Source organism: Rhizobium sp. F40D2 (assembly GCF_051810745.2).
In the GTDB taxonomy this organism is placed as follows: Bacteria; Pseudomonadota; Alphaproteobacteria; order Rhizobiales; family Rhizobiaceae; genus Rhizobium.
Map to the genome: position 1 here is coordinate 658,292 of NZ_CM131436.1, position 15,477 is coordinate 673,768.

Annotated in this window: 12 protein-coding genes and 1 pseudogene; 6 read left to right on the plus strand and 7 right to left on the minus strand. The window is 62.5% G+C overall.

Features of this window, described 5'->3' with window-relative positions; translation table 11 throughout:
- Positions 1-250: 250 nt before the first annotated feature.
- Both glcE and ACS4RS_RS03275 read right to left on the minus strand, forming a co-directional pair.
- Positions 251-1,453: a glycolate oxidase subunit GlcE gene (gene glcE, locus ACS4RS_RS03270; RefSeq protein WP_439008736.1), complete on the minus strand. Its 1,203-nt coding sequence runs from the start codon at positions 1,451-1,453 to the stop codon at positions 251-253.
- The gene (locus ACS4RS_RS03275) at positions 1,450-2,889 is read right to left on the minus strand and encodes an FAD-linked oxidase C-terminal domain-containing protein (protein ID WP_439008735.1); all 1,440 of its coding nucleotides are present in this window, start codon (positions 2,887-2,889) and stop codon (positions 1,450-1,452) included. Before ACS4RS_RS03275 ends, glcE begins: the two co-directional genes overlap by 4 nt.
- Positions 2,890-3,030: 141 nt before the next feature.
- Here ACS4RS_RS03275 and ACS4RS_RS03280 point away from each other — a divergent pair, with 141 nt between their 5' ends.
- Positions 3,031-3,927, plus strand: a complete 897-nt coding sequence (locus tag ACS4RS_RS03280) for a LysR substrate-binding domain-containing protein (protein ID WP_439008734.1) — start codon at positions 3,031-3,033, stop codon at positions 3,925-3,927.
- Between the two features lie 52 nt (positions 3,928-3,979).
- Here the strand turns inward: ACS4RS_RS03280 and ACS4RS_RS03285 are convergent, their stop codons facing one another.
- The 3 genes and pseudogenes from ACS4RS_RS03285 to ACS4RS_RS03295 form a co-directional block, all read right to left on the minus strand.
- A complete protein-coding gene (locus tag ACS4RS_RS03285; protein ID WP_449313872.1) occupies positions 3,980-4,831 on the minus strand; it encodes a LysR family transcriptional regulator in 852 nt (283 codons plus the stop codon).
- Positions 4,832-5,360: 529 nt separating this feature from the next.
- Positions 5,361-6,536, minus strand: a pseudogene (locus ACS4RS_RS03290) (IS91 family transposase).
- Between the two features lie 12 nt (positions 6,537-6,548).
- Positions 6,549-7,409 (minus strand): tyrosine-type recombinase/integrase, encoded by an 861-nt coding sequence (locus ACS4RS_RS03295; RefSeq protein WP_439008560.1) that lies wholly within the window; start codon positions 7,407-7,409, stop codon positions 6,549-6,551.
- Between the two features lie 78 nt (positions 7,410-7,487).
- On the opposite strand from ACS4RS_RS03295, the gene ACS4RS_RS03300 reads away from it, so the two are divergent.
- Entirely contained in the window at positions 7,488-8,465 is a 978-nt protein-coding gene (locus ACS4RS_RS03300) for a zinc-dependent alcohol dehydrogenase family protein (RefSeq protein WP_439008733.1), read from the plus strand.
- Positions 8,466-8,576: 111 nt separating this feature from the next.
- Here the strand turns inward: ACS4RS_RS03300 and ACS4RS_RS03305 are convergent, their stop codons facing one another.
- Both ACS4RS_RS03305 and ACS4RS_RS03310 read right to left on the minus strand, forming a co-directional pair.
- Entirely contained in the window at positions 8,577-9,734 is a 1,158-nt protein-coding gene (locus tag ACS4RS_RS03305; RefSeq protein ID WP_439008732.1) for an adenosylhomocysteinase, read from the minus strand.
- A 99-nt stretch (positions 9,735-9,833) separates the two neighbouring features.
- Complete coding sequence (locus ACS4RS_RS03310; RefSeq protein WP_439008731.1) at positions 9,834-10,712, minus strand: LysR substrate-binding domain-containing protein; 879 nt, start codon at positions 10,710-10,712, stop codon at positions 9,834-9,836.
- A 263-nt stretch (positions 10,713-10,975) separates the two neighbouring features.
- Between ACS4RS_RS03310 and ACS4RS_RS03315 the strand changes: the two genes are divergently transcribed.
- The 4 genes from ACS4RS_RS03315 (at position 10,976) to ACS4RS_RS03330 (ending at position 15,458) form a co-directional block, all read left to right on the plus strand.
- Positions 10,976-11,506 carry an NUDIX hydrolase gene (locus ACS4RS_RS03315; protein ID WP_449313873.1) on the plus strand — a complete coding sequence of 177 codons (531 nt, stop codon included), beginning with the start codon at positions 10,976-10,978 and terminating at the stop codon, positions 11,504-11,506.
- A 63-nt stretch (positions 11,507-11,569) separates the two neighbouring features.
- Positions 11,570-13,069, plus strand: coding sequence for an inorganic phosphate transporter (locus ACS4RS_RS03320; RefSeq protein ID WP_439008730.1), 1,500 nt, complete (start codon positions 11,570-11,572; stop codon positions 13,067-13,069).
- 130 nt (positions 13,070-13,199) lie between these two features.
- Positions 13,200-13,937, plus strand: a complete 738-nt coding sequence (locus tag ACS4RS_RS03325) for a 16S rRNA (uracil(1498)-N(3))-methyltransferase (protein ID WP_439008729.1) — start codon at positions 13,200-13,202, stop codon at positions 13,935-13,937.
- A 147-nt stretch (positions 13,938-14,084) separates the two neighbouring features.
- On the plus strand, positions 14,085-15,458 hold the full coding sequence (locus ACS4RS_RS03330; protein WP_439008728.1) for a glutamate--cysteine ligase: 1,374 nt from the start codon (positions 14,085-14,087) through the stop codon (positions 15,456-15,458).
- Positions 15,459-15,477 lie beyond the last annotated feature (19 nt).

A 15,477-nucleotide genomic window follows, 5' to 3' on the forward strand; every position in this document is an offset into this window, starting at 1 on the left:
CCGCCGCGGGGAGAAGTGTCGAGCAAAGCGAGGCGATGAGGGGGCGAGCGACGAAAGGAGCGAACATCTGAGCGGCAAGCGAAGATGACGTCTGTCGCGCCGCCCCCTCATCCGACCCTTCGGGCCACCGCCTGGGGTTGGGCCACGCGTCCCAACCCGTCCTTCGGACCCCCACTGGAGAGAAGCGGAAAGAAGCCAAGCCGAGACATCTCTCAGCGCCATTATTTGGAGATAGCTCCCAAACACCATCTCAACTACCCATCTTTCTCGGATTAAAGATCCCGGCCGGATCGAACTTCTCCTTCACTCGTTTCGACAGCATCGCCACCGCCTCAGGCTCCGGATGAAACGCCGCGGTTGCCGCCCTCGCCTGCTCTGGCGCACGGATCAGCGTCGCATGACCACCGCCGAGCGCCTTGATATAGCGGCGAACCAGCTCACCTTCAGGGCCCGCTTCCATGCGCAGCCAGACGAGACCGCCCTGCCAATCATAAAAAGCATCGACGCCGGCTTCGAGGCGAAGGGCTGCGACGAGTTGATGGCCGGTGCCGGGGGCGACCGAGACGCGCCAGACCGGACGCGCCGTGCCGTCGGCATAGGGCAGCACATCGCGGATTTCCTGCCAAAGCCTGCGGCTTTCCGGCTCGTCCAGCTGCGTCACCGCTGCGAAGGCCGACATTGCAGCCGCAAGTTTTTCCAAGCGCGCGTCGACGGAGCCGGCCAGGCCTTCGATGCGCAGGACCGTCGCCTCGCCCTCGGGCAATTTGCCGGCGAGGAATTTCCACGTCACCGTCAGCGGCAGATGGGCGGCGCCTGAGACTTCGACCGGCAGCGCCATCGCCGCCGCCATGGCCCTTGCCGCCTCGGCGTCGTTGAGGCCCGGCAGAACCACTGTGCGCTCGGTCTTCGGACGCGGCGGCACCCGGAAGGTGACTTCGGTGAGGAAGCCCAGCGTTCCGTACGAGCCGGCGATCAGCTTGACGAGGTCGAGGCCGGTGACATTCTTCATCACCCGGCCGCCGGCCTTGATGATCTCGCCCTTGCCGTTGACGAAGCGCACGCCGAGCAGGCTGTCGCGGGCAGCCCCCGCAATCAGCCGACGCGGGCCGGAGACATTGGCGGCAAAGACGCCGCCGATCGTCGGCTCGCCCAATGTGCCCATGACAGGGCGATGATCCATCGGTTCGAAAGCGAGCATCTGGCCGCTCTCCTCAAGCGCCGCCTCGACCGCGGCAAGCGGTGTGCCCGATCGGACGGTCATGACCATTTCGCCGGGATTGTAGGCGACGATGCCGGCAAGCCCCGTCGAGCGCAGCCGGTCTTCTGATGCAACGGCATTGCCGAAGCCTGCGCGGGTATCGCCGCCGCAGATGGCGAGCGGCCGGCCGCTTTCGGCATGGGCGCGGACGATCGTCGCCGCCTCTTCCTCGCTTGTCGGCATCAGTTCGATCATGCGGCGGGGCGCCCCTCGAGCGGGAAGACCTTGGACGGATTGAGGAGCCAACCGGGGTCGAAGGCGGCGCGCGCCGCCATCTGCTGGGCGAGATCGGTCTCGGAATATTGGTGGCGCATCAGGTCGCGTTTCTCGATGCCGACGCCATGTTCGCCGGTAAGGCAGCCGCCGGCGTCAACGCAGAGCTTGAGGATATCGTTGCCGGCGGCCTCGGCGCGGGCGGCATCCTCGGCATCGTTGGCATTGAACAGGATCAGCGGATGCATGTTGCCATCGCCCGCATGGAAGACGTTGGCGACACGCAACCCGTAATGGTCGATGATCTCGGCAGTTCTCTTCAGCACATGCGACAGCTGGCTGAGCGGCACGGTGCCGTCCATGCAGATATAATCGGCGATGCGGCCGGTGGCGCCGAAGGCGGATTTGCGGCCCTTCCAGATCAGCGCCGCTTCGGTCGCCGACTGGCATTCGCGCACCGTCTTGACACCGTGGCGGCGGGCGATTTCGACGATGTCTTTCAGCGTGGCGTCCATTTCCGCTTCCGAGCCTTCGACCTCGACGATCAGCAGCGCGCCGACATCGAGGGGATAACCGGCATGGGCAAAGGCTTCGCAGATCTCGATTGCCGGCTTATCCATGAATTCGATCGCGACGGGGATGATGCCGGCGGCGATGACATCGGCAACACAGGCGCCGGCTTCTTCCGAAGCTTCGAAGCCGAAGAGCACGGGGCGCGCGCCTTCGGGCTTGGCGATCAGCCGCACGGTCGCCTCGGTGACGATGCCAAGCTGGCCTTCATGGCCGCAGACGAGGCCGAGCAGGTCATAACCCGGCGCATCCAGCGCCTTGCCGCCAAGTTCGATCACCGTGCCGTCGACCAGCACCATCCTGACGCCGAGCAGGTTGTTGGTGGTGACGCCGTATTTCAGGCAGTGGGCGCCGCCGGAATTCATGCCGATATTGCCGCCGATGGTGCAGGCGAGCTGCGAACTCGGATCGGGTGCGTAGAAAAAGCCGTCCGCCGAGACGGATTCTGAAATATTAAGATTGGTGACACCGGCCTGCACCACGGCGACCCGGTTCGGCAGGTCAAGCTCGAGGATGCGGTTCATCTTCGACAGACCGAGTACGACGGCATCCTCCTGCGGAATGGCGCCGCCCGAAAGCGAGGTGCCGGCGCCGCGCGGCACAACGGGAATGCCGTAGCGGTGGCAATAGCGCATGACCGCCGAAACCTCAGCCGTAGTGCGCGGCAAGGCGACGGCGAGCGGCAGGCGGCGATAGGACACGAAAGCGTCGGTCTCGAAGGGAACCAGTTCGCGCGCCTCATGCACCAGGCATTCCGGGGGCAGAAGATCGGTGAGATCGGCGACAATCTGGGCTCGGCGGGCGAGAACATCGGCTCGGGGTTTGAGAAACGATATGGCGTCGGACATGGCGCTCTCAGGCCTCTGACATCGTGACGACGGGAATGACGGCCGCAAACCTCCTGCCGCCGATAAATCGGCTTAGCACTTTCCCGAAAGCGGCGCAAATGCTAAGCACTTATGCCAAAAGGGGAAAAAATCGAAAACCGCATGACCAATCTGGGCGATCTCGAAATCTTTGCCAAGGTCGTTTCGACGGGCAGCATGTCGCTTGCCGGGCGGGCGCTCGGCTTTTCCCCGGCCGTCGTCTCCAAGCGGATCAAGCGGCTGGAGGACCGGCTCGGCACCCGGCTTCTGCAGCGCACGACGCGGCAGATCTCGCTGACGGAAGCCGGACAGGGCTTCTACGACCGGGTGCTTGGCATCCTCGCCGGGCTGGAAGAGGCGGAATTCTACATTTCCGGCCGCTCGGCGCAGATGCACGGCACGCTGAAGATCTCGGCTCCGACCTCCTTCGGGCGCATGCACATCGCGCCGCATTTGAAGGCGTTCATGGAAGCGCATCCGGAGCTGGCGATCAATCTGGTGCTGACCGATGAATTCAGCGACATCGTCGGCGGCGGTTTCGATCTGGCGATCCGCATCGCCGAACTCACCGATTCCAGCCTCGTCGCCCGGCGGCTGGCGCCGGTGCGCCGGCTGCTCTGTGCCTCGCCAGATTATCTCTCGGCACATGGCAAGCCTGGAGATATCGACGATTTGAAACATCATCGCTGCCTGCCGGCGCACAATGGCGACACCTGGCGGCTGAACGGGCCGGACGGGATGATCAGCCTGCGGCCTGAAGGCATGCTGGTCACCAATTCCAGCGAGGTCATCCGCGAGGCGGTCATCTCAGGTCTCGGGATCGCGCTGCGCTCCACCTGGGATATCGGCGAAGAACTCAAAGCCGGCAGGCTGGTGCAGGTGCTGCCGGCCTATGAGGGCTCGCACAATGTGGCGCTGTCGGCCGTCTATCCCAGCCGGCAATTCCTGCCCGCCAAAGTCAGGCTGTTCATCGACTATCTTGCCGAGCTTTACGGACCTGTCCCCTATTGGGAGCGATGACTGGACACCTAACGAGATGACATGATGTCGCCCATCCTGCTCCCGCGCCGGTTCAATGCGCCAATCTCTCGACGACGAGATCCAGCAGGGCGCGCAGCCGCGCCAGGCGCTTCATGTCGCGATGATAGCCGACCCAGGTGTCGCGGCCGGGCGGTGCCTCACCAAGATCGACCAGTTCAATAGCAGCAAGGGAATCGCCGAGGGGCCGCGGCAGGACGGCGAGCCCGGCTCCATTGGCACAGAGCGCCGCCTGAACATCGCGGCTGTTGCTGCGCATGACGATTTCGGCCCGCGGCAAGAGGCGCTGCAGCCAACCGACATCCGGCATGTCGCCGAAAGCCGCGTCCATGCTGACGAGGCGGGCGCCCGCGCCGTCAAATGCTCTTGGGTGCGGCGCGCCGCGATGGATGTAAAGGCCGTATTTGATATGGATAAGCTTGCGGGATATGATCTCCGCTTCCGTAAAGGGCTGAATTCGGAAAACGAGGTCGGCTTCTCGTCGGGGCAGGCTGAGGAGCCGGCTGTCGGTCAATAGTTCGACTACCACCTTGGGATGGAGTTGCGAGAATTCCGCCAGCACCGGCGAAAGCACATGCGCGCCGAACCAGTCGGACGAAGACAGCCTGAGAAAACCACCGAGCTGGCGGCTGCCGCCGGCAAGGACGCGCTCCATAGCAAACGTCTCCTCCTCGATCCGTTCGGCACCGGCGAGCACAGCCGCGCCTTCCCCGGTCAGTACGAAGCCCTCGGCCGTGCGCTGAAATAGCGTCTGCCCAACCGACGCTTCCAGGGCACGTAACCGCCGGCCCATCGTCGGCTGGGTCAGACCGAGGCTGCGGGCTGCCGCCCCCAGCGTTCCGAACCGCGCGATCGCCAGAAAAATCTTCAGGTCGCTCCATTCCATCGCTCGTATCCATCAAACAAAAATGCATGGGCTTCAGTCTTTTTCTTTTATTTTCATTCGCGTTTCAATGAGCGATCTCTTCTTCCAGAAAAACCCGTTGCGACCGTAGACGCCGCGCTGCGAACGAAGGAGAGTTGCATGTCGAGACAATCAACGATGAAAGTGATGTTGGCGGAATCGCCGAATTCGCCATTACGAATCTGGAGGGTTCTGTGAGGTCCGGGCGCTGTGCGTGCGGCATTCACTGATCGGACCTCATTGAAGCCGGATTGAGCGAAGGCGCGGGTTGTTTGGCGCTATGGGGATTTAGCCGAAGCGGTGGATGGCGTTTTGCAGGGTTGAGCCTTGCCGGAGCCCGTGGACAGGTATGGAAGGAGATTCTTGCCGGTATTTGCGGTGTCTTTGACGCGCCTGTCGGCTGGTTTGCATCGACCGAAACGTCGCTCGGGCACGATTGGCCAAAGCACTCGCACCGCGGCTCTTCGGCATGCCGACGCTGATCGTTGCAATGATGGCGCGCGTGGTATGATCATGAACTGTCGTTCCATGCTGGCCGACGTACCGGCTGGAGCGGGGTCCACGCGCCGATGATCGTCATGGTTCCGCCGCAACAGGAGCAGCGGTGCAGCAAAGGTGGTGGCTTTGTGTCCGGTTCTTCGACCGGGTGTTCCGGCGGCGGGACGTCGAGCAGGCTTCGGCACAGGTCCAGCTTCAGTTGCCGATGGCCATTGGCAAGCAGGCCATAATGACGAATGCGGTGAAAGCCGTCCGGAACGGTGTGAAGCAGGAAACGGCGGATGAACTCGTGGGCATCGAGCGTCATTACCTTTTGCCTGCCGCCCGTTCGATAGTCCTTCCATCGGAATGTGACTCGATCGCCATCGATGCTGACGAGGCGGGAATTGGAGATGGCAATGCGATGGGTATAGCGCCCGAGATAGGCCAGCACCTGTTCGGGTCCGGCAAATGGCGGCTTGGCATAGACCACTCAGGCGACACGCCGCGTTTCTTTGACAATGTGATTGAACGCCGCCGGATTGGCCAGGCCGGCGATATCGCCAAAGAACCGAAGCTGGTCCAGGTCGTAGGCCTGCTTCAGCTCTTCAAGAAACAACCGCCTGAACAGGGATGACAGAACGCGCACGGGCAGGAAGAAGTTTGCCCGGCAGGGAACCCAACGGGACTGGTCCGCCGACAATCCGCCGCCCGGCACGATGCAGTGGATATGAGGGTGAAAATGGAGGTTCTGTCCCCAGGAGTGCAGCACCGCGATGAAGCCGATCTCTGCACCCAGATGCCTGGGATCGGCAGCAAGCTTGCGCAACGTCTCGGCGACGGCGCGAAACAGGATCGTGTAAACGGCATTTTTGTTCTGGAAGGCAATTGCGGCGATCTGCTGCGGTAGGGTGAAGACCACGTGGAAATAGCCGACAGGCAGAAGGTCGGCCTGTCGGGCAGCAAGCCAGTCACGGCTCGCCTGTCCCTGGCACTTTGGGCAATGCCGGTTGCGACAGGAATTATAGGCGATGCGGAACGCCGCGCAGTCCTGACATTGCTGGACATGCCCGCCCAGGCGAGCGGTCCGGCACATCTCGACCGCACTCATGACCCGGCGTTCGACACGCCCGAGATGGGTGTCGTGGGCTTGACGATATCTTTCCCCGTGGCGGCGAAAAATATCCGCCACCTCCAGTCCCGCCGCCATGGCGAAACTTGCTCAGCTTGGCGGCACCACCTCCAGCGTCAGTCGGTCGAGCGGGCTGGTCGTGCTGCGGATCAGGGTATTGGAAACCTTCGTGTAGCGTGCCGTGGTGGACAGATTGTTGTGGCCGAGCAAAACTTGGATGATGCGGATGTCGGTTCCGCTTTCCAAAAGATGGGTGGCAAAGCTGTGGCGCAGCGTATGCACCGTTACCCTTTTGTCGATGCCGGCCGCGGCGCACGCCGAACGGCAGGCAGAATACAGAACCTGGACGTCGATGGGCTTGGTCTCGTCCCGACCCGGAAACAGCCAGACCTCGGGTCTCGCCAGCCGCCAATAGACCCGCAGGATCGCGAGCAACTGCGCTGACAGCATGACGTTGCGATCCTTTCCGCCCTTGCCATGCTCGACGCGGATGATGCCGCGTTCGCCATCAATGTTGCGGACCTTGAGATGGACAGCTTCCGAGGCGCGCAGCCCCGCCGCATACGCTGTCGTCAGTGCGGTACGGGTCCTCAGGCTTGGAACGGCTTCCAGAAACCGCACGATCTCGTCGCCGTTGAGGATCGTCGGCAGCTTGGCCGGTGTCCGGGCATAGGCAATGCGCTCCGGTATCTCGCCATGACCAAGCGTGACGCCAAAGAAGAACCGCAGGGCACAAACTGTCTGGTTCAAGGCTGGCCATGATAGGCCCGATGAAACCAGATGCACCTGAAACGCGCGCACGTCTTCCAGTCCAAGACGGTCTGGCGATCGCCCGAAATAGCGCGAGAACTTCGTTACCGCATGTAAATACGATCGTTGCGTTGCTGGCGAAAGATTGCGGATCGTCATGTCATCGATCATGCGCCGGCGTAGAGGGCTCATCTCCGTCATCGTCATCTCCTGATTGAAGGTTGGGCAAAACAGCCCATTCCTTCAATCAGGAGCGCTTCATGCAATCAGATCCTCCAAATGCCGCGAAAGCGGCTTCGTTCAATCGCCGATGTTCCGAAGCCTGTGCCGGGTGAAGGCCAGGTCCTGGTGCGTATCTTGGCGAGCGGTGTCAATCCGCTCGACCTCAAGATCAGGGCCGGCAACGCGGCCCATGCACGCCACCCGCTTCCAGCCGTGCTTGGCATCGATATGGCTGGCATCGTCGAAGAGATCGGACTTGGCGTCGGCGGTTTGCGTCGCGGCGACGCGGTCTATGGCATGACCGGCGGCGTCGGCGGCGTTCAGGGATCGCTTGCCGAATTCGCAGCCGTCGACACCGCGCTGTTGTCTCCAAAGCCGCAGAACGTTTCGATGCGCGAGGCGGCGGCTTTGCCGCTGATCGCAATTACCGCCTGGGAAGGGCTCGTTGACCGCGCTGGCGTGAGAGCCGATCACAAGGTGCTCGTGCTGGGGGGCGGCGGTGTCGGCCATATCGTCGCACAGATCGCCAAGGCCGTCGGGGCTCAGGTCTATGTCGTTGATGGCGCTTCGAAAGTGGACTATCTCGCCGGTCTTGGTGCAACGCCGATTGATCGTGCCGCGGAAACGGTGGAAACCTATGTCGCTAGATATACCGGTGGCAAGGGTTTCGATCTGGTCTACGACACGGTCGGCGGCCAGGGGCTCGATACGGCGTTCCAGGCCGTCAGCCGGTTCGGCCATGTCGTGAGCTGCCTTGGCTGGGGAAATCACGCTCTGGCGCCGCTCTCCTTTAAGGCGGCGACCTATTCCGGGGTTTTCACGCTGCTGCCGCTTCTGACCGGCGAAGGACGTCCCCATCACGGCGAGATCATGCAAGAAATGACGAAACTGGTCGAAGCCGGCAAGGTGACGCCGAGGCTCGACCCGCACCGCTTCACACTTGACGATACCGACGAGGCACATCGGCTGATCGAAAACCGGCGGGCGGACGGGAAAGTCGTCGTCGAGATCGACCGATCTCACCTCGCCGAATGACTGGAACAGGATGATTTGAGGCCGGGGTCGGCCTTAAATCTGATCCTTTTCTAAATCATGGAGCTAGCGCGTGTCGTCGTCCGAAAACACACACATTTTTCGGCATCCTCCTCAGCGCGCCAGATCAAGATAAGCATTTGCCACTATCGCGTCGATATCGCCGGGCACAGGCACGACGCAGGCTTCGGCGCCGGCCATGCCCCTGGCGACGCGTTCCAGGCAGCGGGCCTGCAGGGTGAAGCCGAGATCCATCGATTCGACCGTGTTGCCGAGCGGCCGCGGGCCGGCGAGATTGGCCATGTGGCCACCGCCCAGCACATGGAAAGAGCGGCCGTCCCTCAGATGGAAGGTCTCGATATGATCGGTCTCGTAGCGATCGATGCCGATGACGTCAGGATAGCGGCGGAAGGCCTCGACATCGATTTCATGCGGGAAATGGCCGCCATTCATCAGGATCGCGCCGTTCTTGACGAGCGGCAGGTCGGCTGCCGTGACGATGCCGGCAAACCCGGTGACCGTGACGACTATATCGGCGGAGCGGATTGCCGCCTCGCGCAACGGCGTGACGAAACCGTCGAGATGGGCTTCGAGTGTCGCCACCGGATCGATATCGACGACGCTGACGGTGGAAAATGCGTTGCGGAAACAGGCGGCCGTGCCCTTGCCGCAGGCGCCGTAGCCGAACACCGTCACGTGTTTGCCGTTGGTCGAGCGGTTGGTGAAGCGCAAATAGCTTTCGAACAGGCTTTGTCCGACGGCATGCCTGTTTTCGGCGAACTGCTTGATCGGGCTGTCGTTGATGACGAGGATCGGCATATTGAGGCGTTCGCGCAACGGCAGCAGGCGGGTGCGGCCCGAGGTGGTCTCCTCGGTGCCGCCACGGAGATTGGCACAGGGTTTTTCAGCCGCGATGGCGAAGAGATCGCCGCCATTGTCGAGCAGCAGGTCCGGCCTTTCGGCAATCACCGCTTCGAGGCTGGCATGATGGGCGGCCGGATCGGTCGTCTGCGTGGCGAAGACCGTAAAACCCTGCGAACGCAGGAACTCGACCGTCGAAGGCTGGGTGCTGTTGAGATTGCCGGTGCAGACGAGACGCGCCCCGCCGGCGCGAAGCGTCATCAAGAGCGCCACCGTCTTCGGCTCCAGATGAATGCCGGTGCCGATCGACAGGCCCGCGAAGGGCCGCGTCCGCTCGAATTCGGCCGCCGTCGCCTTCAGCAGCCGGCAGCTGCCGCCAATCCAGTCGATGCGCGTCGCGGTCTTTTCCATCACTTCATCCCTGTTGCCGATACTCGAACAATTTTTAGCGGAGCGACAGGGCGGCGAATATGGAGGTTATTCTGGCGAAAGGGCAGAAAATCTGCCCTTTCAGCTCGGCCTCCCGCAGCGGCGCAGCCAGCCGGACAAAGCTGAGAAAGCCGGACGTTTCGCATCCGGCGTGCGGCAGCAGAGGCTGTATCCGGACGGCCGGGCGATGAAACCATAGGGCGCGACCAGCTGCCCCCGCTGAAGATCATCTTCGATCGAGGCGCGCGGCGCAAGGGCAATGCCGAGCCCGGAGCGGGCGGCACCGAGCGCCAGCAGCAGATCCTCGAATTCCTGACGGCGGGAAAAGGCGACCAGCGGCGTGCCGCTTTCGGCAAACCATTCATCCCAGAGCTTCGGAACGCTGCGGCTGGCGAGCATGGTCAGCCGGCCCATCGTTGCCGGGTTCTCCGACAGCGTCGCAACAAGCGCCGGCGTTGCGACCGGACCGAACTCATCTTCCATAAAACGCACCGCGGTCACGCCGGCGGCCGGCCGGTATTCGCCGCCCATGATCACCGCGTCCAGTTCCGGGTGCATCTGCAGCGGTTCGACGGCCGGCATCGGCACGATATCGACCGCCGTATCGCCAAGGTTTGCCTGCATGTCGGCAACACGCGGCATCAGCCACCAGACTGCGAAGGCGGAAGGAACGCCGAGCCGGATGCGGCCCCGCACGGTGCCCGAGAGCTCGTAAGCGGCGCGTTGCAGAATGTCGAAAGCCGCCCCGCAAGCCTCGGCGAAAGCGCTCGCCTCTGCGGTCGGGAGCAGTCTGCGGCCGTCACGAACAAAGAGCTTGCGGCCGAAGTGGCCCTCCAGCGTGGCGATCTGTTGGCGCACGGCGCCGCGCACCACCTTCAGCTCTTCGGCCGCCTTCAGGATGCTGCCGTGGCGGCAGACCGCCTCGAAGGCGCGAACGGCATTGAGCGGTGGAAGACGCATGATGACCACGATCAGAAATGACAGTGGATCACTTGATCTCGCCATTGATGGAAAGGCAAGATCACGCCATATTGAACACCTGTGCAATGTGACGCATTCGAGACACGACGTGACGGATTTTTGAGCCTGTCCCCGCTTGATTTCCCTTAATGAACGGCGATCAAATCCCGTTTCGGAACGTCCGCGGCTTTGGATTGTGTAAGCTTTTCGTGATACACGTATATGAGTGATTCCTAACAACCATTGCGAAGGTGAACCGACAATTGACTCTTCTCGCCCGATTGGCATCCGATGTGCAACTCATGTTCCGGCGTCCGCCGCGACAGCAATATGGTGCGATCTGCTATCGGGTGAAAAAGAAGAGTGGCGATGTCGAGGTGTTGCTGATGACGAGCCGCGACACCGGCCGCTGGGTCATTCCCAAGGGCTGGCCGATGACGGGCAAATGCGCTCATGAGGTCGCCGCACAGGAGGCCTTTGAGGAAGCCGGCGTCCGCGGCGCGGTCGAGACGGAAACGCTCGGCGCTTACAGCTATTCTAAAGTCTTGCGCGATGGTGTGCAGGTTGCCTGCAAGGTGCAGGTCTATGCGCTCGAAGTGACCGACATGGCGAAGACCTTCAAGGAAAAGGGCGAGCGCCGCATCGAATGGGTCTCGTTCGACGAGGCGGCCGGGCGCGTGCGCGAGCCGGAGCTGCGCGGCCTTTTCCTGGCCTTCAAGCGAAAGATAACCGAGAGGCTTTCGGCCAAAGCGGCAAAGCAGGCATCGGCGGAAAAGCAAATTCCGGCGGAATGAATCCTGCCATCTTGCGCTGCTAGGAAAGTGGCGTAGAAGCAGATTTCATCCCCGGAATAAAGAATGCCGCCACGTCCTACAGTCCTCAAGAAACGCACGCTCGACAAGGATCTCGACAAAATAACCCATGCCGAGGACGCGGCGAAGCATGTTTTGCGGCGGCTGGTGGCGCCTGGCCTCGGGCTGATCTTTGTCGGTCTGGCCATGCTGTTTGCCGGTGTCTACGTGTTCGACCAGCGGGGAGCGGTGCTCGTCGTGGCGGCGGTGGCCCTTGCCGGTTATATGGCGATGAACATCGGCGCCAATGACGTAACCAACAATGTCGGTGCGGCGGTCGGGGCGCGCGCCATGACGATGGGCCAGGCGCTGGTCATCGCCGCTATTTTCGAGGTTCTCGGCGCTACGATCGGCGGCGGCGGGGTCGTCAGGACGATTTCCGCCAACATCGTCGACGCCGTCCAGGTGCCGCAGGCAATGCTCGGCTGGATCATGATGGCGGCGCTAATGGCGGCCGCCCTCTGGATCAATCTCGCAACATGGATGAACGCGCCGGTTTCCACCACCCATGCGATCGTTGGCGCGGTGATCGGCGCCGGCATCGCAGCCGTCGGGACGGAACCGGTAAACTGGCGGGTGATGCTGGAGATCACCTCAAGCTGGATCACCTCGCCGCTGATCGGCGGGCTGATCGCGGCCGGACTGCTCTACCTCGTCAAGACGCTTATCATCTATCGCGACGACAAGATTGCGGCTGCTCAGCGCTGGGTGCCGGTGCTGGTCGCGGTGATGGCCGGCGGCTTTATGGCCTATATGGTGCTGCAGCTGTCGCCCATCGGCAAATTTCCGTCTTTCACCATCATCCTCATCGGCATCGGCATCGGGCTGGTGAGCTGGCTTATCGCCCGGCCGCTTGTGCTCGCCCGGGCGCGCAATCTCGAAAACCGCAACAGCTCGCTGCGGGTGCTGTTCCGGCTGCCGCTCATCGGCTCGGCGGCGCTGCTGTCCTTCGCGCATGGCGCAAACGACGTTTCGAACGCGGTCGGGCCGCTTTCGGCGATCGTCCACTCGGTCGGTATCGGCGGCGGTGACGGCGTTGGCCATCCGCCGCTCTGGGTAATGCTGATCGGCGCCATCGGCATCTCCGTCGGCCTGCTGCTGTTCGGGCCGCGCCTCATCCGCCTCGTCGGCGAGGAGATCACCAAGCTCAATCCGATGCGGGCCTATTGCGTCGCGCTGTCGACCGCCTTTACCGTCATCGTCGCCTCCTGGCTCGGTCTGCCGGTCAGCACCACGCATATTGCCGTCGGCTCTGTCTTCGGCGTCGGATTCTTCCGCGAATGGTACACCCGCCATTCGAAGCGCCGCATCGCCTATATCAGGCGCAGGGCCGAGAGCTTCGATATCGACGAGCCGGAGGATCCGAACATCCACGAGACGCGGCGGCGCTATCTCGTGCGCCGCTCGCATTTCATGACGATCATCGCTGCCTGGATCGTCACCGTGCCGGTTTCCGCAGCGCTTGCGGCGGTGATTTATTGGGTTATGTTCGCGCTCTTCGTCTAAAACAGGATGATTTTAGGCCTGCTCGGCCCAAAATCTGAATCCTGTTCTAAATTAAAGAGTTAGAGCTTGATGTCATAAGAAGACCGCTGACGCTTTTCGGCATCATGCTCTGAAACCCCGCGAGTTTTAAATGCGCGCCAATTTCCGCATGCAACGGCTTTTCGTCGACGCGCCGCTTTCCCGCGGCGTCACCCTCGAGGCGAATGCCGACCAGTTCAACTATCTCGCCAATGTGCTGAGGATGGAGGAAGGCGGGGAGGTCCTGCTCTTCAACGGCCGTGACGGCGAGTGGAAGGCCACTCTCGCCTTCCCCACGCGCAAACGCATTCAGCTGACGGCAATCGAAGAGACGCGGCCGCAGCCTGCGCCTTGCGACCTGCATTATCTCTTTGCGCCGCTCAAGGTCGGCCGCATGGATTATCTCGTCCAGAAGGCCGTGGAGATGGGCGCCGGCCTGCTGCAGCCGGTCATGACCCAGCACGTCCAGGGCAAGATCACCAATCTCGACAAGCTGCGCGCCAATGTCGTCGAGGCAGCAGAGCAATGCGGCGTTCTCGGCATTCCCGATGTGGCGGAGCCGGTGCGGCTGCTCGACCTGCTCGACCGCTGGCCGAAAGAGCGCCGCATCATCTATTGCGATGAGGGCGACGCCGGGCAAAACCCGCTGCCGGTACTGTCGGCGATCCGGGAAAGGCACCTCGCCCTGCTCGTCGGGCCGGAAGGCGGCTTTTCCGAGGAAGAGCGGGCGCGGCTTCGAAGCCTCAATTTCGTCACCGCCATTCCGCTTGGACCGCGCATCCTGCGCGCCGACACGGCAGCCGTGGCGGCGCTGGCGGTGGTGCAGGCAGCGATCGGCGACTGGAACTGACGAGAAAAACGGGTGGACATGGAAATTGCTGTTATTTTTTTGATGCGTCATTGAAAGAATTTCACTTGCAACATACGTGACTTGGGTCCTAATCAGCCTTCCAGCTGCCCGGCCCCCTGGGCGCCTTTTTGAATACAGGTACCCCGCATGGCCCGCGACACCACCGACCAGACACCGCTCTCTTCGGTTCAGGATCTGACCGATTATATCGCCGCCGGCAACAAGCCGCGGGAGCGCTTCCGGATCGGCACCGAACACGAGAAATTCGCCTTCTTCCGCGCCGACAACAGCCCGGTTCCCTATTTCGGAGACGCCAGCATTTCCGCCCTTTTAACCGGCTTGCAGGCGAAAAGCGGCTGGGAGCCGATCGTGGACGGCGGCAACATCATCGGTCTTGCCGAGCAGAACGGCATGGGCGCGATCTCGATCGAGCCCGGCGGCCAGTTCGAACTGTCCGGCGCGCCGCTGGAAACGATCCACGAAACCTGCAGGGAATCGAACCAGCATCTGGCGACGCTGCGCGAAATCGCCGAGCCGATGGGCATCCGCTTCCTCGGCATCGGCGGCAGCCCGAAATGGACCTATGCGGAAACCCCGCAGATGCCGAAATCGCGCTACGAGATCATGACCCGCTATATGCCGAAGGTCGGCAGCCAGGGTCTCGACATGATGTACCGCACCTGCACGATCCAGGTGAATCTCGATTTTTCCTCCGAAGACGATATGCGCAAGAAAATGCGCGTTTCGATGAAGCTGCAATCGCTGGCGACCGCGCTCTTTGCATCCTCACCCTTCACCGAGGGCAAGCCTAACGGGCTGCTCTCGTGGCGCGGCGCTATCTGGCGCGATGTCGACAACCGGCGCGCCGGCCTGCTCGATTTCACCTTCCGCGACGACTTCGGCTTCCGCGACTATGCCGAATGGGCGCTCGACGCGCCGATGTATTTCATCGTCCGCGAGGGCCGCTATCACGACTGTACCCATGTGACCTTCCGTCAGTTCATGAATGGCGCATTGAAGGGTGAGATCGCCGATCCGGCCCCGACGATGGGCGACTGGACGAACCATCTTTCGACACTCTTCCCCGACGTGCGGCTGAAGCGTTTCCTCGAAATGCGCGGCGCCGACGGCGGCCCGTGGCGGCGCATCTGTGCCTTGCCGGCCTTCTGGGTCGGGCTGCTTTACGACGATGCCGCGCTCGACGCCGCCGACCAGTTGACGAAGGATTGGAGCTTTGCCGAGATCGGCGCGCTGCGCGATGCCGTTCCGGCGCAGGCGCTGAAGGCTGACTTTCGCGGGCACCCGCTCTTCGACATGGCGCGGGAAGTGGTCGGCATATCAAGGGCCGGCCTCAAGGCGCGCGGCAAGCTCAACGGCGAAGGGCAGGACGAGACAATCTTCCTGGCGCCGCTCGACGAGGTGCTCGCCAAGAAGGCGACGCTCGCCGAGGATCTGCTGTCGCTCTATCACGGCCGGTGGAACGGCTCCGTCGAGCCGGTGTTCGAGGACTATCAATACTGAGCCTGCCCGAGGTCTTCGC